Source organism: Amycolatopsis xylanica (genome assembly GCF_900107045.1).
GTDB lineage: Bacteria > Actinomycetota > Actinomycetes > Mycobacteriales > Pseudonocardiaceae > Amycolatopsis > Amycolatopsis xylanica.
On sequence record NZ_FNON01000002.1, the window covers coordinates 138,868 to 160,551 of the forward strand.

The 21,684-nt window shown below is 69.1% G+C and carries 22 protein-coding genes; 6 read left to right on the plus strand and 16 right to left on the minus strand.

Annotated features, from left to right (window positions below; translation table 11 throughout):
* Window positions 1–8: 8 nt before the first annotated feature.
* The 5 genes from BLV57_RS08325 to BLV57_RS08345 form a co-directional block, all read right to left on the minus strand.
* Window positions 9–1,070: a sulfate/molybdate ABC transporter ATP-binding protein gene (locus BLV57_RS08325; RefSeq protein WP_091288076.1), complete on the minus strand. Its 1,062-nt coding sequence runs from the start codon at window positions 1,068–1,070 to the stop codon at window positions 9–11.
* A complete protein-coding gene (locus BLV57_RS08330) occupies window positions 1,057–1,815 on the minus strand; it encodes an ABC transporter permease (protein WP_176968591.1) in 759 nt (252 codons plus the stop codon). The genes BLV57_RS08325 and BLV57_RS08330 overlap by 14 nt, the downstream gene beginning before the upstream one ends.
* A 64-nt stretch (window positions 1,816–1,879) precedes the next feature.
* Window positions 1,880–2,638 (minus strand): molybdate ABC transporter substrate-binding protein, encoded by a 759-nt coding sequence (gene modA, locus BLV57_RS08335; protein WP_091288078.1) that lies wholly within the window; start codon window positions 2,636–2,638, stop codon window positions 1,880–1,882.
* Window positions 2,635–3,039: a TOBE domain-containing protein gene (locus tag BLV57_RS08340; RefSeq protein ID WP_091288079.1), complete on the minus strand. Its 405-nt coding sequence runs from the start codon at window positions 3,037–3,039 to the stop codon at window positions 2,635–2,637. The genes modA and BLV57_RS08340 overlap by 4 nt, the downstream gene beginning before the upstream one ends.
* A gap of 33 nt (window positions 3,040–3,072) precedes the next feature.
* Window positions 3,073–3,561, minus strand: coding sequence for a MarR family winged helix-turn-helix transcriptional regulator (locus tag BLV57_RS08345; protein ID WP_091288080.1), 489 nt, complete (start codon window positions 3,559–3,561; stop codon window positions 3,073–3,075).
* Between the two features lie 147 nt (window positions 3,562–3,708).
* Between BLV57_RS08345 and moaA the strand changes: the two genes are divergently transcribed.
* The 4 genes from moaA (at window position 3,709) to BLV57_RS08365 (ending at window position 7,041) form a co-directional block, all read left to right on the plus strand.
* Window positions 3,709–4,716 carry a GTP 3',8-cyclase MoaA gene (gene moaA, locus BLV57_RS08350; protein WP_091288081.1) on the plus strand — a complete coding sequence of 336 codons (1,008 nt, stop codon included), beginning with the start codon at window positions 3,709–3,711 and terminating at the stop codon, window positions 4,714–4,716.
* 5 nt (window positions 4,717–4,721) lie between these two features.
* Window positions 4,722–4,982 carry a MoaD/ThiS family protein gene (locus BLV57_RS08355; RefSeq protein ID WP_176968544.1) on the plus strand — a complete coding sequence of 87 codons (261 nt, stop codon included), beginning with the start codon at window positions 4,722–4,724 and terminating at the stop codon, window positions 4,980–4,982.
* Between the two features lie 126 nt (window positions 4,983–5,108).
* On the plus strand, window positions 5,109–5,948 hold the full coding sequence (locus tag BLV57_RS08360) for a phosphatidylinositol-specific phospholipase C/glycerophosphodiester phosphodiesterase family protein (RefSeq protein WP_091288082.1): 840 nt from the start codon (window positions 5,109–5,111) through the stop codon (window positions 5,946–5,948).
* A gap of 448 nt (window positions 5,949–6,396) precedes the next feature.
* Window positions 6,397–7,041, plus strand: a complete 645-nt coding sequence (locus BLV57_RS08365) for a transglycosylase family protein (RefSeq protein WP_091288083.1) — start codon at window positions 6,397–6,399, stop codon at window positions 7,039–7,041.
* A 232-nt stretch (window positions 7,042–7,273) separates the two neighbouring features.
* Here BLV57_RS08365 and BLV57_RS08370 read toward each other — a convergent pair whose 3' ends face one another.
* From BLV57_RS08370 to BLV57_RS08385, 4 genes are all read right to left on the minus strand, one after another.
* Window positions 7,274–8,182 carry a molybdenum cofactor biosynthesis protein MoaE gene (locus BLV57_RS08370; protein WP_091288084.1) on the minus strand — a complete coding sequence of 303 codons (909 nt, stop codon included), beginning with the start codon at window positions 8,180–8,182 and terminating at the stop codon, window positions 7,274–7,276.
* Window positions 8,179–8,649, minus strand: a complete 471-nt coding sequence (moaC, locus tag BLV57_RS08375; RefSeq protein WP_091288085.1) for a cyclic pyranopterin monophosphate synthase MoaC — start codon at window positions 8,647–8,649, stop codon at window positions 8,179–8,181. The genes BLV57_RS08370 and moaC overlap by 4 nt, the downstream gene beginning before the upstream one ends.
* An 11-nt stretch (window positions 8,650–8,660) precedes the next feature.
* Window positions 8,661–10,049: an NAD-dependent malic enzyme gene (locus BLV57_RS08380; protein ID WP_091288086.1), complete on the minus strand. Its 1,389-nt coding sequence runs from the start codon at window positions 10,047–10,049 to the stop codon at window positions 8,661–8,663.
* A gap of 96 nt (window positions 10,050–10,145) precedes the next feature.
* A complete protein-coding gene (locus BLV57_RS08385; RefSeq protein WP_091288087.1) occupies window positions 10,146–10,334 on the minus strand; it encodes a hypothetical protein in 189 nt (62 codons plus the stop codon).
* A gap of 89 nt (window positions 10,335–10,423) precedes the next feature.
* On the opposite strand from BLV57_RS08385, the gene BLV57_RS08390 reads away from it, so the two are divergent.
* Window positions 10,424–12,658, plus strand: a complete 2,235-nt coding sequence (locus BLV57_RS08390; RefSeq protein ID WP_091288088.1) for a helicase-associated domain-containing protein — start codon at window positions 10,424–10,426, stop codon at window positions 12,656–12,658.
* 78 nt (window positions 12,659–12,736) lie between these two features.
* On the opposite strand, the gene BLV57_RS43905 is transcribed toward BLV57_RS08390, so the two are convergent.
* From BLV57_RS43905 to BLV57_RS08425, 7 genes are all read right to left on the minus strand, one after another.
* Complete coding sequence (locus tag BLV57_RS43905; RefSeq protein ID WP_245757221.1) at window positions 12,737–13,294, minus strand: hypothetical protein; 558 nt, start codon at window positions 13,292–13,294, stop codon at window positions 12,737–12,739.
* 462 nt (window positions 13,295–13,756) lie between these two features.
* Window positions 13,757–14,293 (minus strand): DUF742 domain-containing protein, encoded by a 537-nt coding sequence (locus BLV57_RS08400; RefSeq protein ID WP_091288090.1) that lies wholly within the window; start codon window positions 14,291–14,293, stop codon window positions 13,757–13,759.
* A 6-nt stretch (window positions 14,294–14,299) separates the two neighbouring features.
* Window positions 14,300–14,722 carry a roadblock/LC7 domain-containing protein gene (locus BLV57_RS08405; RefSeq protein WP_091288091.1) on the minus strand — a complete coding sequence of 141 codons (423 nt, stop codon included), beginning with the start codon at window positions 14,720–14,722 and terminating at the stop codon, window positions 14,300–14,302.
* A gap of 363 nt (window positions 14,723–15,085) precedes the next feature.
* The gene (locus tag BLV57_RS08410) at window positions 15,086–15,694 is read right to left on the minus strand and encodes a GTP-binding protein (RefSeq protein WP_091288092.1); all 609 of its coding nucleotides are present in this window, start codon (window positions 15,692–15,694) and stop codon (window positions 15,086–15,088) included.
* Complete coding sequence (locus BLV57_RS08415; RefSeq protein WP_091288093.1) at window positions 15,675–16,499, minus strand: DUF742 domain-containing protein; 825 nt, start codon at window positions 16,497–16,499, stop codon at window positions 15,675–15,677. Before BLV57_RS08415 ends, BLV57_RS08410 begins: the two co-directional genes overlap by 20 nt.
* 17 nt (window positions 16,500–16,516) lie before the next feature.
* On the minus strand, window positions 16,517–16,999 hold the full coding sequence (locus BLV57_RS08420; RefSeq protein WP_091288094.1) for a roadblock/LC7 domain-containing protein: 483 nt from the start codon (window positions 16,997–16,999) through the stop codon (window positions 16,517–16,519).
* 2 nt (window positions 17,000–17,001) lie between these two features.
* On the minus strand, window positions 17,002–20,073 hold the full coding sequence (locus BLV57_RS08425) for a sensor histidine kinase (protein ID WP_091288095.1): 3,072 nt from the start codon (window positions 20,071–20,073) through the stop codon (window positions 17,002–17,004).
* Between the two features lie 551 nt (window positions 20,074–20,624).
* Between BLV57_RS08425 and BLV57_RS08430 the strand changes: the two genes are divergently transcribed.
* Entirely contained in the window at window positions 20,625–21,626 is a 1,002-nt protein-coding gene (locus BLV57_RS08430) for an ABC transporter substrate-binding protein (protein ID WP_091288096.1), read from the plus strand.
* The last annotated feature ends 58 nt before the right edge of the window (window positions 21,627–21,684 follow it).

Genomic DNA, 21,684 nt, shown 5'->3' on the forward strand with positions numbered 1-21,684 from the left:
CGCCCACCCTATGTCCCGGCGGCCGGATGTATCGAGACCGTGGTGGCCTTGATCGACAGTGTCACGGCCGAGCCCGGTTCAAGATCGAGGTCGGCGACCGCGGCCGGGGTCAGGTCGGCGGTCAGGCCCCGCGCCCAGCCCTCGCCGGTGACGCGCAGCCTGATCACCGGGCCGTGTGGTTCGAGCGCCGCGACCACCGCGTGCACGGTGTTGCGCGGGCTGCCGGGGTGGTCGTCGTCGTGCGGATACACCGCCACCGCGCTGGGCGCGAACACCGCGACCGCGGGTTCGCCCGCCGAAACCTCGGCCGGCATTCCCGCGATCAGGTGACCCGACTCGGTGCGCAGACCGTCCGCTGTGGCCGTTCCGCTGACCAGGTTCAACCCGGCGATCCGCGCGGTGAAACCGGTACGCGGCGCCGCGAGCACCTCACGCGTCACGCCGCGCTCGACGATCCGGCCGCCGTCCAGCACGGCCACGTGGTCGGCGAGCGCCAGCGCGTCGAGCGGGTCGTGCGTGACCAGCACGGTCGTCGGGCCGTCGCGGAGCACGCGGCGCAGCAGCCCGCGGATCGCGGGCGCGGCGTCGACGTCCAGCGCGGCGAACGGCTCGTCGAGCAGCAGCAGATCGGGTTCGCTCGCGAGCACGCGCGCGACGGCGACGCGTTGCTGCTGACCGCCGGAAAGCTGCGAGGGCTTGCGGTCGGCGAGCGCGAGCGCGTCCACTTCGGCCAGCCAGTGGCGGGCGACCGTGCGGGCCTTGTCCCGGCTTTCGCCCCGCGAACGCGGCGAGAACGCCACGTTGTCCATAACGGACAGATGCGGGAAGAGCAGCGGGTCCTGGGCGAGCAGGCCGATCCGGCGCGCGTGCGGCGGCAGCCCGGCGAGCGCGCGCCCGTTGAGCCGGATGTCGGCGGACCCCGGGTCGAGCAGCCCGGTCAGGCAGCTGAGCACAGTGGATTTGCCGGAGCCGTTGGGCCCGAGCAGCGCGAGCACGTGCCCGTCGGCGACCTCGAAGTCCACCGACACCTCGAAGGTGCCTCTGACCAGCTCGATCTCAGCCCGCAGCATCGAGTGCCTTCGGCCTGGCGACCGCGATCACCACGACGGCGACCACGATCAGCAGCAACGCGAGCGCGACCGCGCTGTCGACGTCGACCTCCGCCTGTTGATAGACCTCCAGCGGCAGTGTTCTTGTCACATCCTCCAAACTGCCCGCGAAGGTGATGGTCGCGCCGAACTCGCCCAGCGCCCGCGCGAAGCTCAGCACGACGCCCGAACCGAGCGCGGGCAGCAGCAGCGGGATGGTCACGCGGCGGAACACCGTCCACGGTTTCGCGCCGAGTGTCGACGCGACGCGCTCGTACCGGTCGCCGCCGTTGCGCAGCGCGCCTTCGAGGCTGACCACCAGGAACGGCATGGCCACGAAGGTCTGCGCGATCACCACGGCCGCGGTCGTGAACGGCACCTGGATCCCGGCCAGGTCGAGCACGTATCCGAGAAAACCTTTACGCCCCAGCAAATACAGCAACGCCAGCCCGCCGACGACCGGCGGCAGCACCAGCGGCAGCAGCACGATGGCCCGCAGCACCCGGATCCCCTTGATCCCCGACCGCGCGAGCACCACCGCCAGCGGCACCCCCAGCACGACGCACACCACGGTCGACAATCCCGCCGTCACCAGCGACAACCGCAACGCGTGCAGCGAAGACGGCGTCACCAGCAACGACGGCAACCGGCTCAAATCCGACCGGACCAGCAACCCGGCCACGGGCAACACGACGAGCGCCAGCGCCACCCCGGCGGGCACCCACAAGACTTTCGGGAGTCGTGAGTGTTCCGGCCGGTTAGAACCGGCCGGAACACTCACGACCTCTTTTTTAAGGAGCGCCAAATCCGGCCTTGGTCAGCTCGGGACGGCCGCCGCTGAGGATGTAGTCGTTGAACGCCTTGGCCAGGTCGGCCTGCCCGCCCTTGACCGCGGCGATCGGGTAGTTGTTGATCGCGCCCGACGACTCGGGGAAGTCCACTTTGTCCACCTTGCCGGCGGCCGCGGTCGCGTCGGTGACGTAGACCAGGCCAGCGTCGGCGTCACCGGACTGGACCTTGGCGAGCACCGCCTTGACGTCCTGCTCCTCACTGACCGGCTTCACATCGACCTTGGTGGCCGTCTCGACCTTCTGCTCCGCCGCGCCGCACGGCACCTGCGGCGCGCAGACGACGACCTTCAGCCCGGACTTCGTGAGGTCGGCGAAACCCGCGATCTTCAGAGGATTCCCCTTGCCGACGGCGATCGTCAGCTTGTTGGTGGCGAAGACGACCGGCTGCCCGTCGATCACGCCACCCTTGACACCTTTGTCCATATTGGCCTGATCGGCCGACGCGAACACGTCCGCCTTCGCGCCCTGCGTCAGCTGCTGCACCAGCGCCGACGAGCCCGCGAAGTTGAACTTGACGGTGACGCCGGCGTGCGCCGCCTCGAACTGCTTGCCCAGCGCGGTGAACGACTCCGTCAGTGAGGCCGCCGCGAACACGGTCAGCGTCTTGGCCTCGGGCGCCGGACTCCCGGCGGGCGCCGGGTCCGACCCGCAGGCCGTGGCCAGCAATGCGACAGCGGAAAGAACAGCGGCGGTTCTCATCGGTACCCCTCCGGGGTTTCCACGACGACCGTGGTCGCCTTGATGACGGCGACCGCGAGCACGCCGGGAGCCAGCCCCAGCTCGCGGACGGCCTCTGAGCTCATCAGTGACACCAGCCTGTGCCCGCCCGCCTGCAGCTCGACCTGCGCCATCACCTTGTCGGTGATGACCTCGGTGACCAGCCCGACGAACCGGTTGCGCGCCGAGCGGCCGACGGCGGACGGGTCGTCCGGCTGCTCGGCCTGCGCCCGCGCGAACGCGGCCAGCTCCGCGCCGTCGACCACCTTGCGGCCGGAGCCGTCCTCGGTGGCGGTCAGCTGCCCGCCACGGACCCAGCGGCGGACGGTGTCATCGCTGACCCCGAGCAGGCGGGCAGCCTCGGATAACCGGAATTGCGGCATGCGGCAAACATTATCTCCGCAGATGCGGAAAAGCTAACGGTTCGTACGTTCACCCAGAACTTCGGCGCGGAGGTAGTCGAGCATCGCGTTTTGATAGCGCTCGACGACTTCGCGCTCTTCCGGCGAGAAGCGCTCCAGAATGTCCTTGGTGGCCGCGACGGCCGACTCGAACAGCGGCGCGAACCGCTCCATGTCCATCGTGACGACCTCGACCAGCACCTTGCGGCGGTCCTCCAGATCGCGCACCCGGCGGACGAGTCCCGCGCGCTCCAGGCGGTCGATGACACCGGTCACGGCCCCGGTGGAAAGCCCGGTGAGCTCGGCGATCCGGCCCGCGGTCAGCGGACCTTCCGCCTGCCCGACCAGGTCGAGTGCCTTGTGGTCGGTGCCGGACAGGCCCATCTGCTCGGCGATGCGCTGATGCCGCACGACGGTCAGCGTGCTGCTCTCGCGGCCCAGGTGAGCGAAGCGCATGAGCTCCTCTTCGGTCACCGGGTAACGCCTGGCCGCCGCGTCCGCCATCCGGCCACCCTTTCACCGACTGAGCCACTTTGTTACAAAACATTCTAACCAGTCGGTCATTTTGTCGATCTGCGCGTTAGTCTGGTGGCAATGACGGCTGTAGATCTCGGGTTTCCTCGCGTCCCCGGTACACGAGGTGCGCCGAGCATGCCCAGACCGGAAAACCCCGCGCTCATCGACACATTCGGCCGCGTCGCCACCGATCTGCGGGTGTCGCTCACGGACAAGTGCAATCTGCGCTGCACCTACTGCATGCCCGCCGAGGGCCTGGACTGGATGCCCAGTGACCAGGTGCTGAGCGACGCCGAGCTGATCCGGCTGCTGCGCATCGCGGTCGAACGGCTCGGCGTGACCGACATCAGGCTGACCGGCGGCGAGCCGCTGCTGCGCCCCGGGCTCGAAGGCCTGATCGCGGAGATCTCCGCACTCGAGCCGAAGCCCCGGCTTTCCATGACCACCAACGGAATCGGGCTCGCCAAGCGCGCCACGAGCCTGGCCGAAGCCGGCCTGCGCCGGATCAATGTGTCCCTCGACACACTCGATCCCGAGATCTTCGTCCGGATCACCCGCCGCGACCGCCTGTCCCACGTCCTCGCCGGTATGGCCGCGGCCCGTGACGCCGGGCTCGCCCCGGTCAAGGTCAACGCGGTCCTCATGCGCGGCGTCAACGAGCACGAGGCGGCGCCGCTGTTGCGCTACTGCCTCGACAACGGCTACCACCTGCGGTTCATCGAGCAGATGCCACTCGACGCCCAGCACGGCTGGAACCGCAAGGAGATGATCACGGCGGCCGAGATTCTCGGTCTGCTGCAAGAGGAATTCACGCTTTCCCCGTTCCCGGCCGCCCGCGGTGGCGCGCCGGCGGAACGCTGGCTGGTCGACGGCGGCCCCGGCGACGTCGGCGTGATCGCGTCGGTGACCAGGCCGTTCTGCTCGGCCTGCGAGCGGACCCGGCTGACCGCGGACGGCGCGATCCGCTCCTGCCTGTTCAGCAACGAGGAGACGGACCTGCGTTCCCTCGCGCGCGCGGGCGCGCGCGATGAAGAGATAGCGGACGCCTGGCGGCGGACCATGTGGGGCAAGCTCGCCGGGCACGAGATCAACGAGGCCGGGTTCGCGCAGCCGATCCGGCCCATGAGCGCGATCGGCGGCTGAACGGTATGGAGACGATCTCGGTCCGGGTGCGCTACTTCGCTTCGGCACGGGCCGCGGCCGGTGTCGAAGAGGAGAAACTTCAGCTTGCCGCGAACACGACGGTGGCCGGGCTGAAGGCCGAACTCGCCAGGCTGCACCCCGAAGGCCTCCCGAAGATCCTGCTCGCCGCGGGCTTCCTGCTCGACGGCGTCGCGGTGCGGGACGTCACGCGGGTCCTCGAGGACAGCGCCGAGATCGACGTGCTGCCGCCGTTCGCGGGCGGTTAAGAGCTCGTGAGTGGTACGGCCGGTTCTAACCGGCCAAAACACTCACGACCAGCATCTGGCGAGGGTTCGCTTGGGGGCTGTCTGTTGTTCACTGACCGGCCTTCAAGATCGCTCAGGATGCGCGATATGACTCGCAAGTTGATCGCCGCGATGCTCGCCGCCCTCGTGATGGCCACGCTGGCCAGCGCTCCCGCGTCCGCCTCCCGCCAGGTGCGGCCGCTCGCGCAGGCTCACGCGCACAACGACTACGAGCACACCCGCCCGCTGTTCGACGCCCTCGACCAGGGCTTCAGCAGCGTCGAAGCGGACATCTTCCTCGTCGACGGCCAGCTGCTCGTCGGCCACACCGCCGGGGAGCTCAAGCCGGACCGCACCCTGGAGTCGCTCTACCTGGAGCCGCTGCGCAAGCGGGTGCTCGACAACTTCGGGCACGTCTACCGGCGTCCGTCCGCCTTCCAGCTGCTGGTGGACGTCAAGAGCGAGGCGAACAGCACCTACGAGGCGCTTCAGAAGCGGCTGAACGACCCGCGCTACTCCTTCCTCTTCACGACCTACGCGTTCGGACTGGTGCTTCAGGGGCCTGTCACGGCCGTGCTGTCCGGTTCGCGCCCGAAGGACGTTCTGGTCGCCCAGCGGTACCGCAAGGCGTTCTATGACGGCCGCATCCTCGACCAGGCCGACCTGCACATCGGGGACGACCGGCGGGTGACGCCGCTGGTGTCCGATGACTGGACCGAGGTTTTCACCTGGACCGGGGCCGGTCCGATGCCCGCCGCCGAGCGCGCGAAGCTGCGCCAGATCACCCAGGACGCACATCGCGCAGGTCAGAAGGTGCGCTTCTGGGCGACGCCGGACGGCGCCGGCGCCGATCGGACCGCGCTCTGGCAGGAGCAGCTCGACGCAGGAGTTGACTTTTTGAATACCGACGACCTGAGTGGACTGGCCGACTTCCTCAAGAAGCAATAGAGTGCCCGCTTCCTCGCGAGCCAAATGGTCCCTTGACGTCGAAACGACGTGACTCAAGCCTCACATTCCGTGAATTATCTCGGGTAGGAAACGGCCAGATAACGGCGGTCTGACCTGCGACGATGCACGAATCGTTATAGGTTGCGTGCTGTTACTGTGATGTAGGTCACAGCCAGAATAATTTCCGATCACGGCGCCGATTACGTACCGTCGTTTCTCGTTGGCCCCGACCAACACGCAAGACCGGGAATCCGAAGCGCCTAACCCTGTCCATCGGATCCCCGGACCCATACCCCGAGCGAAAGCACTTCTGGACAGGGGCGAGGGGACCGAGAAGACGCGCCGTGCGTCGACGAGGTTTGCCGGACCGTCACCCAACGGCCCCGGCCAGGCTCCGGCCTGACCCACAGCGAAGACTCGCAGGCAGTGGAAGACGAGCAGAGTTCACATGTCTTACCGAGGCAAGCACCGCAAGATGTCCGCCGCCACCAAGAACATCGCCCGCATCGCCATCGCGGGTATCGCGGTCGGCACGCCGCTGGCAATCGCTGCGACCCCCGCGCAGGCTGCCGGCTCCGTCGACTGGGACGCTGTCGCCAAGTGCGAGTCCAGTGGCAAGTGGAACACCAACACCGGTAACGGCTACTACGGTGGCCTGCAGTTCTCGGCCAGCACCTGGAAGGCCTACGGCGGCACCGGCTCCGCGGCGAACGCTTCCCGCGAGGAGCAGATCGCTGTCGCCGAGCGCGTCCTCCAGGGCCAGGGCATCGGCGCTTGGCCGAAGTGCGGCAAGCTCGGCGGTGGCGGCACGACCGCGAAGTCGGTCAAGGCCCCGGCCGCCAAGAAGGCCACCGCTGCCGCGCCGAAGAAGGCCGCTGCTGCCGCTCCGAAGGCCCCGGCCGCTCCGGCCGCCGCCAACGTCGCGGGTTCGAACCCGGCCGGTGACTACACCGTCGTCGCGGGTGACACCCTGTCGAAGATCGCGAAGCAGTTCAACGTGCAGGGTGGCTACAAGAAGCTCCAGGAGCTCAACGCCCAGTACATCCCGAACGCCGACTTCATCGTCGTTGGCCAGAAGATCGCCACCAAGTGACCCTTGCTCACCGAGCATGAGTCCGGCATCACGCTGAGCTAGAAAAGCAGGACCCCATCGCGTAAATCCCCTGGCGATGGGGTCCTGCTTTTGTGCGTGTCCGCTTCCCGAGGGCCGTCGCGGCTCGCGTGCGCCCCGACGCGTCTGCGAGCCCGGCCCCGTCTCTACCCTTACCCGTACTTAGTGACTTGCCCACGGCTCGCGGATTCGAAACACGGGCGGGTGAAAAAACTCAAGGCGAGTTGACCCACTCGTCCGTGCCGTCGATGAAGCGCTGGTGCTTCCAGACCGGCAATCGGGCTTTGACCTCGTCGACCAGCTCCGCGCAAGCCTGGAAAGCCTGGGCCCGGTGTTCGGCCGCCACGGCGCACGCGAGGGCCACATCGCCGATCTCCAGCGCGCCCAGGCGGTGGCTCACGGCCACGGCTCGCACTCCGGTCCAGCGCCCGGCCAGATCGTTGACCACCTCGGCCAGTACCTCGCCCGCGGACGGGTGACCCTCGTAGAACAAGGTGAGGACCGAGCGGCCGCCGTCGTGGTTGCGGACCACGCCGCCGAACGTGACCACGGCACCGGCCGCCGCGTCGTCGACGAGGCTCGCGTGCTCTTCGACCGACAGGAGCCGGTCGGTCACCTCCACGCGCGCGATCCGGACGGGCGCCGAGGGCTCCGGCCGGGGGTGGTCGCCACCGGCCAGCTGGTCGACCGCGTGGTCCAAGATGTCCTCCAGCACGCCGAGGCCGTCCTTCACGCCGCCGCGTGAGCCCGGCAGGTTCACCACCAAGGTCCGGCCTGCCACACCGGCCACGCCGCGCGACAGGACCGCGGTCGGCACCTGCGGCAGCCCGGCCGCCCTGATCGCGTCGGCGATGCCGGGGAGTTCGTAGTCCAGCACGGCCCGTGTGACGTCCGGGGTCTTGTCGGTCGGCGAGATGCCGGTGCCGCCGGTCGTGATGATGACGTCGGCGCCGACGCTTTCCCGCAGCGCCGCGCCGACGGGCTCGCCGTCTTCGACCACCAGCGGCGCGGGGACCTCGTAGCCGCGCGCGGTCAGCCAGTCGACGATCACCGGACCGGTCTTGTCCTCGTAGACGCCGCGCGCCGCGCGGTTCGAGGCGACGATGACCTTGGCCGTCTTCATGGCCGCTCCCAAATCCCGGACTTACCGCCCGTTTTGCGGATCAAGCGCACATTGTCGAGTGTCGCGGCCGGGTCGACGGCCTTGATCATGTCGTGCAGGGTCAGGCCCGCGACCGCGACGGCGGTCAGCGCCTCCATCTCGACGCCGGTCACGTCGGTCGTCTTGGCGGTCGCCGTGATGTGGACGGCGGCGGCCGCCAGCTCGAACTCGACCTTCACCCCGGACAGCGCGATCTGGTGGCAGAGCGGGATCAGCTCCGGCACGCGTTTGGCGCCCATGATCCCGGCGATCCGCGCGGTCGCCAGCGCGTCGCCCTTGGGCAGGCCCTCGGCCGTGATCAGCGCCAGTACCTCGGCGGTGGTGTGCACGGTCCCGCCCGCGATCGCGACGCGTTTGGACTCCGTCTTGCCGGAAACGTCGACCATCCGGGCTGCCCCGGACTGGTCGACGTGGCTCAGTTCGCTCACAACACGAGAGGCTAGCTCTCCTTGCGCGCGACCCGCTTCACAGCTTCCGCGACGGCGGGGGCGACCGTGCTGTCGAAGACCGACGGCACGATGAACGAGGCGTTCAGGGTGGACTCGTCGACGACGTCGGCGATCGCGTCGGCCGCGGCGAGCAGCATGGCGTCGTCGATGTGCTTGGCGTGCGCGTCGAGCAGGCCGCGGAAGACGCCGGGGAACGCCAGCACGTTGTTGATCTGGTTCGGGAAGTCGCTGCGGCCGGTCGCGACGACGGCGGCGTGCTTGCCCGCTTCCATCGGGTCGACCTCGGGGTCCGGGTTGGCCAGCGCGAACACGACCGCGTCCTTGTTCATGGTCGCGACCTGCTCGGCACCGAACAGGTTGGGCGCCGAAACGCCGATGAACACGTCCGCGCCGACGAGCGCCTCGTGCAGCGTGCCGGCGACGTTGGCTTTGTTGGTGTGCTCGGCGACCCAGGTGAGGTTGTCGTCGAGGTTGCCGCGTGCCGAGTGGACGATGCCGTCGATGTCGGCGGCGACGATGTCACCGGGGTTCTTGCGCAGCAGCAGCCGGATGATCGCGGACCCGGCCGCGCCGACGCCGCTGACCACGATCTTGCAGTCCTCGATGTTCTTCCCGACCACGCGCAGCGCGTTGCGCAGCGCGGCGACGACCACGATCGCGGTGCCGTGCTGGTCGTCGTGGAACACCGGGATGTCGAGCAGCTCACGCAGCCGCGCCTCGATCTCGAAGCAGCGCGGCGCGGCGATGTCCTCGAGGTTGATGCCCGCGTAGACCGGCGCGAGCGCCTTGACGATGGTGATGATCTCCTCGGTGTCCTGGGTGTCCAGGCACACCGGCCAGGCGTCGACGTCGGCGAACTTCTTGAACAGCGCCGCCTTGCCCTCCATCACCGGCAGCGACGCGGCCGGGCCGATGTTGCCCAGCCCCAGCACGGCCGAGCCGTCGGTGACCACGGCGACGGTGTTGCGCTTGATGGTCAGCCGTCGCGCGTCCTCGGGGTTCGCGGCGATGGCCTGGCACACCCGCGCGACGCCGGGCGTGTAAGCACGGGAGAGGTCGTCACGGTTGCGGAGCGCGACCTTGGGCCGGACCTCGATCTTGCCGCCGAGGTGGATCAGGAACGTCCGGTCGGAGACCTTGCGCACCCGCACCCCTGGCAGCGAGTCCAGCGTCTGCGTGATGTCCTGCGCGTGATTCTCGGACAGCGCGTTGGCGCTGATGTCGACCACGATCGAGTCGGCGTGCGACTCGACGACGTCGAAAGCGGTCAACACCCCGCCGACCCGCCCGACGGCGGTGGTGAGGTCACCCGCCGCGGTCGACGAGGACGGAGCCTCGACCCGGACGGTGATCGAATAACCCGGACCGGGAACCGGCATGCTAACCCCGCTCAGAACGCTCTACATGGACCACCGGAAACCTACTCCGGTGACGGCCGCCACTGACCCTCGCAGGGGCGACTGACCAGTAACTTTCTAGCGGTTGATCTCGGTCTCGGGGTGGGTGTAGGGCACATTCCCGAGCGGGAATGTCACCTCGCCGAACGGGGACAGCGCGCCCTGGCGGTCGGAGGTCAGTTCGGTCACCGGGTGCTCGCCCTCGGCGCCGTGCGGCCAGGTCGGATCGATGCCGTTCTTCTTCTTGCCGTTCTCGGCCTTCGCCACGACGCCCTCCTATTGGTGCTCAGCCCACGTTTGGGGACAGTCTGCCGGACGGGCGGCGGCCCGCGCGCACCCGGTATCCTGGACCAACGATGCCCGCGACCTCTCTTGCGGACTGGCTGCGTGCGGCGCCCGACGACGCGCTCGCCGTGCTGCTGCGGCGCAGACGCGATCTGGCCACGCCGCCGCCGTCCGACACGACCGTCCTCGCCACCAGGGCCGGGACACCCGGCTCGGTCGCGCGTGCGTGCGAAGACCTCGACACCCTGACCCTCGCCGTGCTGGACGCCCTGCTGCTCGCGGGCGCGGACACCGACGCGGCCACGCTGGCCGACGTCCAGGCGATGGTCGAGGTCGACATCACCGAGCCGCTGGAGCGGCTCCGGTCCCGGCTGCTCGTCTGGGGCGACGACGACGCGTTGCGCGTGCCCCCGTCGGCCCGCGACGCGCTCGGCCCGTTCCCCGCCGGGCTCGGCGCCTCCGTCCCCGCGCTCGCGGGGGTGGACCTGAGCGGGCTCGGCGAGGACGAGCGCGCCCTCATCGGCACGCTCGCCGCCGGCCAGCCGATCGGCCGTACCCGCGACGCGGGCATCGACGTCCCGCTCGAGCGCGCGACAACGCCCGTGCAGCGCCTGCTCGCGCGCGGGCTGCTGCTGCGCCGCGACGACCAGACGGTCGAACTGCCCCGCGAACTCGGGATCCAGCTACGCGGCGGCCACGTCTTCACGCCGGGTGCGCTGCAGGAGCCGGAGCTGCCGACCAACCCGCACCAGCAGTCCACAGTGGACGAGGTGGCGGCAGGCGAGGCGATGGAACTGTTGCGGCAGATGGAAAATCTGCTGTTGTCCTGGTCCGCGGCCCCGCCCCCGGTGCTGAAGTCCGGCGGCCTCGGCGTGCGCGAGCTGAAGAAGCTGGCCAAGGACAACGAGATCGACGAGCCGCGCGCGACGCTCTTGGCCGAACTCGCGGTCGGCTCGGGTCTCGTCGCGGACAGCGAAGCCGCGTCGCCCGAGTGGGTGCCGACCACGCTCACCGACTCCTGGCTCGCAGCGGCCGCGCCACAACGCTGGCTCACGATCGTCCAAGCCTGGCTGGAATTGCCCCGCCTGCCCGGCTTGGCGGGCGGCCGCGACGCCAAGGACAAGCCGATCGCGCCCCTGTCCGACGAAATACGCCGCCCGCTGGCCCCACTCGCCCGCCGCCGGGTGCTGATGGCGTTGGCCGACCTCCCCGAGGGCGCGGGCGTCAAGAGCGTCGACGAACTCGTGGCGGTACTGGCCTGGCGAGCCCCCCGCCGCGGCGGCCGCCTGCGCGACGAAACCGTCCGCTGGACGATGGCCGAAGCGTCGGCACTCGGCGTGCTCGCGCTCGGCGCGCTCACCACGGCCACCCGCGCGACACTGGAGGAAGACCGCGCCAACGCCGTCGCGGCCCTGCTCGAGTCCATGCCGAAACCGGTCGACAAAGTGTTGGTACAGGCCGACTTGACGGTCATCGCCCCCGGCCCGCTCGAACCGGAACTCGCCGCCGACATGGCCGCGGTGGCGAACATCGAGTCCTCCGGCCACGCCACGGTCTACCGCGTCACCGAAGCCTCGGTCCGCCGCGCCCTCGACGCCGGCCGCACGGCGGGCGAGTTGCAGCAGCTCTTCACCACCAAGTCCGCGACCCCGGTCCCCCAGACCCTCACGTACCTGATCGACGACGTCGCCCGCCGCCACGGCAGGCTCCGCGGCGGCGTGGCGGAGTGTTTCCTCCGCTGCGACGACGAGGCGCTCTTGGCCGAGGTCATGGCGCATCCGGTCGCTTCGGACTGCGCGCTCCGCATGATCGCACCCACGGTCTTGATCAGCACCCTGCCGCTCGCCGAAGTCCTGGAAGCCTTACGTGGCGCGGGTTTCGCACCTGCCGCCGAGGGCCCGGACGGCCGGGTGGTCGACATCCGCCCATCGGGCCGACGGGTGCCCGCCCGTCCACGGCCCGCCAGGCGGGTGGCGCCGGAGTCGGCCGGGCTGACCGGGGTGCAGATCGATCAGATCGTCGCGCACCTTCGGGCCGGGGATCTGGCGGTCGGGCGGCGGCGCGGGACTTCGATGCGGTCGCATGGCGGGAGCGGGGCCGCGGCTTCGACTTCGGCGACGCTGGAGTTTCTCGCTCAGGCGGTGCAGGACCGGCGTGAGGTTTTGATCGGGTTCGTGGATTCGCGGGGGACGGCGAGTCAACGGGTCGTGCGGCCTTCTCGGGTTGGTGGGGGGATTTTGGAAGGCAGCGACAATCAGCGGTACCCGTTGCACAGGATCACTTCGGCGGCGCTGGTCGAGGATTAGCTTTCCGGGTGACCGTGGAAGAAACGGCTCGGCTGGGCAGGCCTCACCTTTCGGGTGACTGTGGAAGAAATGGGTCGTTCAACGCCGCAAATCCTCCACAGTGACCGCAGGCCGCGGCCGCGCCAGCGCGGTGGCATAAGCCGCGCGCAAGTCCGCGATCACCCGATCCGGATCCGACCGAAGCCATGCGGGCAAGGTCTGCAAGACCACTACCCCGGCGGCGACGTACCGCGCGTTTCTCGCCAAAGTCCGCCCGAAATCATCGTCGGCAGAATGATGCTCGCGTGAGTCGATCTCCCAGGCGAGTGCCACCTCGTCGCACCAGCCGTCCGGCGTGGCGATGTGGCGGCCCTCCGCGTCGAGGATCTTCACATTCCATTGGCACGGTGGCAAACCCGAGCGCTGCCACAGCCGCCAAGCGTCAGCCTCGGCGACCGATCGAGCACCGCCCAACAGCGGAACCAACGCTTCACGCGGAAGGGCCGCGCCCGCATGCGCCGCCGCGACAAGTTCTCGCTCGATGGCTTCCGGGGTGCACCGCCGCCTTTGCAGCGCCTCAGCCATGATCGCCTGGATCCCGTCGCGCCCATTCAATCGGCGGGCCGCATCCACGATCGCTCGCGGAACCGGCGCCACCGGCACCCCCTGGCGAAGAGACGACCGAGGTAATCGCCGAGTTCGTTCCACCAGAACAAAATCCCGACTGAGCACCCGTCGAGCATCCGGCACCAGCACGTGGATCTCACCCGGCTCGGGTATCCGCCGCAACCCATGACACCGCAACGCCCAAAGCCCGGTCACCACAGCATCGTCACGCCCATGCAGCACCGCCGCGCGCAGCAAATGCCGAGCGCTCGGCTCAGCCCGGCTGAGCAGAACGATCCCCCGCAGCAACCGTCGCCAAGGCCCACCCGGCTCACACCGCCGATCGATGGCCCGCCGAGACACCCCAAGCGCCATCAATTCGGAAACCCGGACCACCTCAGGCGAGCCCGTGAGCAATGGGTGCTCAGCCCAATCCCCTCTGTACACCCACCCAGCATGCCGACGACCACCGACAGTTTCCGGCCAGTCGCAATCCGCAAGATGCGACGGAACCTAAAGCGCCCGCAGCCCTTGCAGCACGCGTTCCATGAACTCACGCGACGAACGATCGCCCAAAGTGATCCCCGTCTGGTGAATATGCACCAGCCCGGCATCGGACATATCGCCCACCAAGATCTTCACCACACCAAGCGGCAGCCGCAAATGTGCAGCGATCTCGGCAACCGAACGCGTCTCGATGCACAGATCGCAGATCGCGCGGTGCTCCACCGAGCCGACGCCCGCGTACTTCTGCCCCTTCTCAGAGGTCGAAATCAACGCCTCGATCGCCAGATCGTGGTCGGACCGCGTGCGGCCGCCTGTCCGCGCGTAGGGCCGCACGCGCGACCGGAGCTGGATGCGGCGGGACACCGGGGCGCGCTGGGCCGGGGGCACCGAAACCTCTGGGGTCTCGGGAGCGACCGGGACCGCGATGGCCGGTGAAAAACCGGTGACCCGGCTCAGCTCGAAGCGGCCGGGTGAGTCGAACTCCTCGCGGTCGGTGCCGCGGTGCAGTGTCTCCCAGGCGTCCTGGTCGTCACGGGATCTCATGGCCGCCTACCCACGGACGCCGCCTTGCAGCTGGGCGCGCAGCTCGGGGGTGATCTGCTGGCCCACCCGGTCGACGAGGAGGGTCATCTCGTAGGCCACCGTGCCGATGTCGCACGTGGGCGCCGCGAGGACCGCCAGCGACGAACCGTCGCTGACCGACATGAGGAACAGGTAGCCGCGCTCCATCTCGACGACGGTCTGGTTGACCGCGCCCGCCTCGAAACAGCGGGCGGCGCCCTGGCAAAGGCTGATGAGACCTGAAGAGACCGCCGACAGCTGCTCGGCGCGGTCCTGCGGGAGACCTTCCGACGGCGCTAGCAGCAACCCGTCCGCGGACACGATCACGGCATGCGCGGCCCCCGGGACCCTGCGCACGAAATCCGTGATGAGCCAGCCGAAACCACCGGACTGCTGGCCGGAAGCCGTCACTGTCCCTCCTCGCTGCCGTATCGAGCTTTGCCCGACGCAAGCGTATTCGCCACGTCCGCGCTGTCGAGCCCGCTCCCCTCAGCGTTTCCGACACCGAACGTAGGCGACCGGGCGCGTACCGCATCAACCCATAGTGGGTGACGCATCGGTACGTGACCGGCCCGACCTCCGGCGATGACCTGCTCGTCCTTGCATTTTGGCAGGTCACCTGGCGTGAACAAGGCGGATCACGCCTTGTTCATCACCTCCGGAGTCCCAGGCGCCGCCCGGCGGTTTTCCTGCCGGGTGACGCCACTCCCCGAAGTGGGTGAAGCACGCGGAGTTCACTCCAACGGCCGCATCCACTCCGACATTTCGCGATCTTTATCCGGCCTGCAACGCCGAATCGTGTTCGATGGCATGCTGGACGACCGAGATCAAGACCTGCTTGGCGGAATCACGCTCGCGCGCGTCGCAGGCCATGATCGGCACCGAGGACGAGATCGTCAGCGCGTGCCGGACGTCCTCGATCTGGTGATGCAGCAGCCGGTCGAAGCAGTTGATCGCGACGACGTACGGCAGCTTCCGGTTCTCGAAGAAGTCGATCGAGGGGAACGCGTCGGACAGCCGCCGCGTGTCGACCAGCACGACCGCGCCGATGGCGCCGATCGCGAGGTCGTCCCACATGAACCAGAAGCGGTGCTGGCCCGGCGTGCCGAAGACGTACAGCACGAGGTCCGAGTCCAGCGAGATCCGGCCGAAGTCCATGGCGACCGTGGTGGTCGTCTTGTTCGGCGTCGCCGAGTTGTCGTCCACCGAAGCGCTGGCCTCGGTCATCAGCGCCTCGGTGGTCAGCGGGTCGATTTCCGAGACGGCGCCGACCAGCGTGGTCTTGCCGGAGCCGAAGCCGCCGGCGACCACGATCTTGGCCGAGGAGGTCGGACCCGAGACGAAGGACGCACCTCCGTCGGAGTCAAATTCTCCGAAGCCCACTGAGCACCCTTTCCATGAACTCGATACTCGGCCGGTCGCCAACCGTGGCGCTGCCCGTGTGCACCAGCACCAGGCCCAGTCCGGCCACATCACCAATCAAAACGCGCACCACGCCGAGCGGCAGCCGCAGCAGGGCCGCGACCTCCGCCACCGAGCGAGTGTCCAGGCACAGATCGCAGATGGAGCGATGCTCCGGCACCCGCACGCGGTCCAGGATCCGGCCGTGCTCGCTGGTGGACACCAGCGCCTCGATCGCGAGGTCGTAGGTCGGCTTGGTGCGGCCGCGGGTGCGGAAGTACGGCCGAACCAGGCCGGAACCCGGTTCGGGGTCTTCGAAGCGCTCGTCAACGTACTCTTGCTTCGCCTGCTGCGGCAACGCGGCGGCGAGCGGGTCGATCGACGCGGCTTCCGCGTGCGCGGCCTCGATGTCCGCGCTGAACGCGGCGAACTCGCGAGAGTCGTACAGGTCGCGCGAGTCGTACAGCGGGCCGCTGCCGCCCGCCCCGCCGAACAGCTCGGAGCTGGGACCGCCGAGCAGGCGCTGGCGGAACTCGTTCACGCTGAAGTCCGCCGGGCCACCACCCGAGGTCGTCTCGGTGGGGTGCAGCCAGGTGGACGGGTCCTGCGCGGGCGGGACTTCGGGCTCCCCGACCGCGGCGCGGCGCGAACGCCACTCCTGGTCGACCCGGTCGCGGAAGGTGTTCCAGTCTTCCCGTGCGTCGTCACCGTCGGACTGCGAGGGGAAGCCGGGCCCGGAGAAATCATCACCGAGCCTGCCGTCCCGCCGTAAACGCCTCTCGTCCATGACCGTCTCTCCTCGGCTCAGCGCCGGATGGTGGACGTGCCCTGGAGCTGCGCGCGCAGTTCCGGAGTCAGCTGCTGACCGACCCGCTCCACCAGAAGCGTCATTTCGTAGACCACGAGCCCGATGTCACTGTCCGGCGCGCCGAGCACGGCGAGGCAGGACCCATCGGACACGGACATGAGGAAGAGGAAGCCGTTCGCCATCTCGACGACGGTCTGCGCGACCGTGCCGCCTTCGAAGACCTTGGCCGCGCCGCGCGCCAGGCTGGTCAGGCCGGACGCGACCGCCGCCAGCTGGTCGGCGCGGTCCTTGGGCAGGCCCCTCGAAGCCGCCAGCAGGAGACCGTCCGCGGAGACCACCACGGCGTGCGCCGCACCGGGGACCCGGTGCACGAAATCCGTGATGAGCCACGCGAAACTGCCCGACTGGCCGGCCTTGCCTTGCGCGGCGTTGTTCGGCTGCGCCTGGCCCCCCGGCTGAACTGCACCCGCCCGTGTCACTTTCACTCCTCACTGCTTTCTGCCGACTCGGAACCGATGGCGCCGCCGCCTACCGGCGCCTGCTCCTTCATAGCGTGGCGACCGGAGGTGTAGCCACGCTGGAAACTCGCCATCCTGTTCCGCGCCGCCGACGCCGACCGGGCGATGGCGCCCGTACCCGGCTGCGCCGAGGTCGTGTCGGTGAACGCGTTGGAATCGCTCGGGCTGCCGATCGATCCCGGCACCAAGTATGCGTTGGGCACCCGCTTGGGGAGACCGGCCGGGGTGATTTCCTCGTTCTTGGTCTCCAGCAGCGACTGCGCGGCCTGCCAGCCCTCGTCCGCCGAGCTGCGCCAGCTGGGCTCCGGCGCGGGCAGCACCGCGGGCGCCCTCGGCGCCTCGTCGGCGTCGTCGATGGTGTCGACGACCTCGGTGTGGCTGTCCTGGTGCTGGTCGGCGGCCTCGCGCTCGGCGATGTCCGCGCTGGCCTCGTCGGCGAGCGTGGGCTCGACCTTCTTGGCCTCCGGCGGCAGCGGCGGCTGCTCCTCGCCGTCCTCGCTGAACCAGCGGGAGAGCACCGACTGGTAGATCGGCAGCCTGCGCGTCGGGACGTCGTCCTCGAGCGCGGCGGCGTCCTCCGCGGGCTTCTCCGGCTTCGGCGGCTCGGGCGCCACGTACTTCGGCTCACGCTTCGGCAGCACGAGCGGGGTGTACGCGGTCGCCTCGCTGGCGTCGGCGCTGGCGCCCTCACCGTGGACGGTGTCGATGTCCTCGGTCGTCGGCCACGCGGGTGGCGGCGGCGGGTTCGGGCTGCGGTAGGCCTTGTTGGACCCGCTGACCAGGTCGTCGAGGCTGATCGGCTGGTCGAGCGGCTTGAGCCCGCCGTTGTTGTCGGCACTGCCGTTCGCGGTCGCGGGCGCGGGTGCGGCTGGCGGCGAGCTGGGTGACGGTTCCGCCGGGACCGGCGGGTAGGACGGCAGCGAGGACTGCATCGGCGACGGGGCCTTGTTGACCGGCGGGATGCTCGGCATCGACGGCCACGACGGGTTCGAGGTCTCCGCGCGGGTGACCGGCGGCGCCTGCCTGGCGTCCGCGCCAGAGCGCAGCGGCGTGAGCAGCTCGGCTGGCACGACGACGCGGGCGATCATGCCGCCCTCGATGTCCTCGTTCTCGCGCAGGCGGACCTCGATGCCGTGGCGCTTCGCCAGGCGCGCGACCACGTACAGGCCCATCCGGCGGGTCACGGCGACGTCCAGGTCCGGCGGCTCGGCCAGACGCTGGTTGACCTCGGCGACCGCGTCTTCGGACATGCCGACACCGTGGTCGGTGACCTGGATGGCGAGCGCCTTCTTGCGGGTGATGACCGCGCGGACGGTCACCTTCGTCTCCGGCTCGGAGAAGTAGGTGGCGTTGTCCAGCAGCTCGGCGAGCACGTGCACGAGGTCGTGGATCGTCAGGCCCTGCACGGCGACGTCGGGCACGATGCCGACCTCGATGCGCGCGTACTGCTCGATCTCGGAGACCGCCGCGCCGATGACGTCGGCCGCGGGCACCGGCTTGGGCACCGACTTGGCGAGACCGGCGCCCGAAAGCACCAGCAGGCTCTCACCGTTACGGCGCAGCCGGGTGGCCAGGTGGTCCAGCTCGAACAGGCTCGCGAGGTGGTCGGGGTCCTGCTCGTCGGCCTCGAGCCGGTCGATGACGCCGAGCTGGCGCTCCACCAGCCGCTGCGAGCGGCGGGAGAGGTTCACGAAGATGCCGTTGACGTTCTCGCGCAGGAGTGCCTGCTCGGCGGCCATCTTGACGGCTTGCTCGTGTACCACGTCGAAGGACCGGGCGACCTCGCCGATCTCGTCGGTCGAGTCGACCGGCACCGGCTCGACGGCGCTCTTCGAGGCCTTGACCGGGTCCGGGTTGTCGAGGATGGCCTGCACGGTGTCCGGCAGCCCGCGCGCCACGTTCAGCGCGGAGGTCTGCAGGACCTTGAGCGGGCGCAGCATGAGCCTGGCGATGAGCAGCATCAGCGCGAGCGCGGCGACGAGCGCCAGCGCCACGATGGCCGACTCGATCCAGGCGGCGCGGGTCGCCTGCGACGCCAGGTCGTCGGCCCGGTTGCGCAGTGTGGTCAGCAGGTTCGACTCGACCGCGCGCAGCTTGCCCAGCGCCACGGCGCTGTCGGTGCTCAGGCGCAGCTTGTCGATGTTGGGCGGCAGGCCCTGGTCGTTGCGCGCGAAGGTCTCGACGCGCAGCCGCTGGCGGTCGTCGACCTCCGGCCCGCTGAAGGTGTCGGAATACAGCTGGCGCTGCGTGGGGTCGGCGTCGGCGAGGAAGGCCGCGACCTCGGCGGAACCACTGGCCTGCGCGTCCCGGATCTGCTCGAGGATGTCACCGGTGAACGCCTGGCGGATACCGGCGATCTCCAGTGCCGCGTCGCCGCGGGCGACGAACTCCTTGGCCTGGCTGATCGCCTGCGCGGTGGCGGCCTGGCGCAGCAGCTCGCGGTCGGCGACAGAGGTGTTGATCTCACGGCCGAGCTGGACCAGCGCGTCCAGGATGGACGAGTAGGTGTTGAGCGCGGCGAGTTCCGAGTAGTTCGGGGTGTTCGAGGCGCTCCGCAGCGGGCGCAGCGCGTCGAGGCGCTGGAGACCACGCGTGTAGCGGTCCTTGGTGGCCTGGTCCTGGGTCTTCAGCTCGTTGGCTGAGGTGCGCAGCTCGTCGACCACCCGGTCGACCTTGTTGATCTGCTGATCCAGCGCGGCCTGACGAGTCGGGTCGTCGGAGGCGATGCGGCCGACCGCGAGGTAGCGCTCCCCCTCCAGCTCGTGGATCACGGCGGTGACCTTGGTGGCGAAATCCACCTGGTCGGCCGTGAGCTGGAACTGGGCGGCCCGGTCGAGTCCGTCATACGCGCGCAGTCCGCCGAGCGCGAGCGCGACGAGCGTCGGGACGATCAGGATCGCGGCCAGTTTCGAGCGCAACCGCCAGTTGCGCATGCCTAGGAACGAGCGGCCCTGCTTGGCAGGCTGCCGCTCGGCGTCCACTTCGTCGCGCTGTGCAGGGGTGCCTCCTACCCCCGCGGTGTCTATCGTCGGCACCGCTGTACCACCATCGTTCGGCGAGCTGAATACATCATTCGTGTGCGGATCGGCCACTACCGGCTCAGTCCTGGACACGGCTGTGCGGGCATGATCGGTTCAGCACCGCTCGGTCCGCTCACCCATCCCAGCGCTCCATCTCATCAGATTCGGTGGTCCATGCCTGATCGCAGGTGCAGAGGGTAGCGAACGAACAGGTCAGATGTAACCCTTCCGGCGGCTGGCGGCTCTAAGCCCGGTTCTGTCTCGTTGTCAATCATGGGACGTTTGACACATTCCCGCAGAGTGACACGGTCAGTGAGGCCTCCGACCTGCTGATCTTCCCGATCAGGTGACATCGGCCACGCAGAGGGAAGTTTCAAACACCCATTGTAGGGCAGTGGGTTAGGTCTCTACAGTGGCCGCGTGACTCACGCCGACCATGCACCCATGGGCGCGCGCACGCATGAGGGGGACCACACCCAATCCATCCGGGTCCGCGGCGCCGACGCATCCTTTGGGGGCGAATCGCGACCTGATTCTGCTAGGAGCTGGCTTTGCTTCGACATGCCATGAGCACTTCCCGGGGGTACAGACGACGCGCGGCGCTCGGTCTGGCACTCACCGCTCTGGTGACCGTCACCGGCTGCAGCGCACTAGGTGGTTCCGACAGCTCGTCGTCGTCGGGCGGCGGTGGCCTGGAAAAGCCGAAGATCAAGGTCACGGCGATGCCGACCATCGACATGGCTCCGTTCCACCTCGCCGTGAAGAACGGCTACTTCAAGGAGCAGGGCCTCGAGGTCGAGGTCGTCGACGTGCCCAGCGGCCAGGCTTCGCTGACGAAGCTGATCGCGGGCGAGGTCGACATCGCCTACGGCAGCTACACGCCGTTCTTCCTGGCGAAGAGCAAGGGCGCGGCCGACATCAAGTTCGTCGCCGACGCCTCCTCCGCGGCGCCGAAGAGCACGCTGGTCGTCGCGATGCCGAACAGCCAGGTCAAGAGCGTCAAGGACCTCGCTGGCAAGAGGATCGCCATCACCGGTGAGAACACCATCTGCGACACGCTGACCAAGTCCGTCATGAAGGACAACATGGTCGATTCCAGCGGGGTCAAGTGGGTCCCGATGCCGTTCCCGCAGATCGCCGCCTCGCTCCAGCGCGGTGACGTCGACGCCGGCTTCCTGACCGAGCCGTACATCACCGCCGCCGCCAAGCAGGTCGGTGCGGTGCCGGTGGTCGACACCGCGACCGGCGCGACGGCCGACTTCCCGACCGCGGGTTACGGCTCGCTGGCGAAGTTCACCGACGGCAACCCGAAGACGGTGGCCGCGTTCCAGAAGGCCATGCAGAAGGCCACGAAGGAAGCGGCCGACCGGTCGAAGATCGAGCCGCTGATGGTCGAGTTCGCCAAGATCGACCAGGACACGGCCGCGCTGACCACGCTGCTGACCTTCCAGTCCGCTTTGGACGCCCGGCGCCTGCAGCGGGTCCCCGACCTGCTGAAGGACCAGGGCACGATCACCGCGCGCATCGACGTGAACACGATGATCGCCCCGCAGGCGAGCATTTCCTGACCGGGGAAGGCCGCCTCGCCCGCTGGGTGGGGCGGCCTTTTCCGTTGTGGTGAAGGGA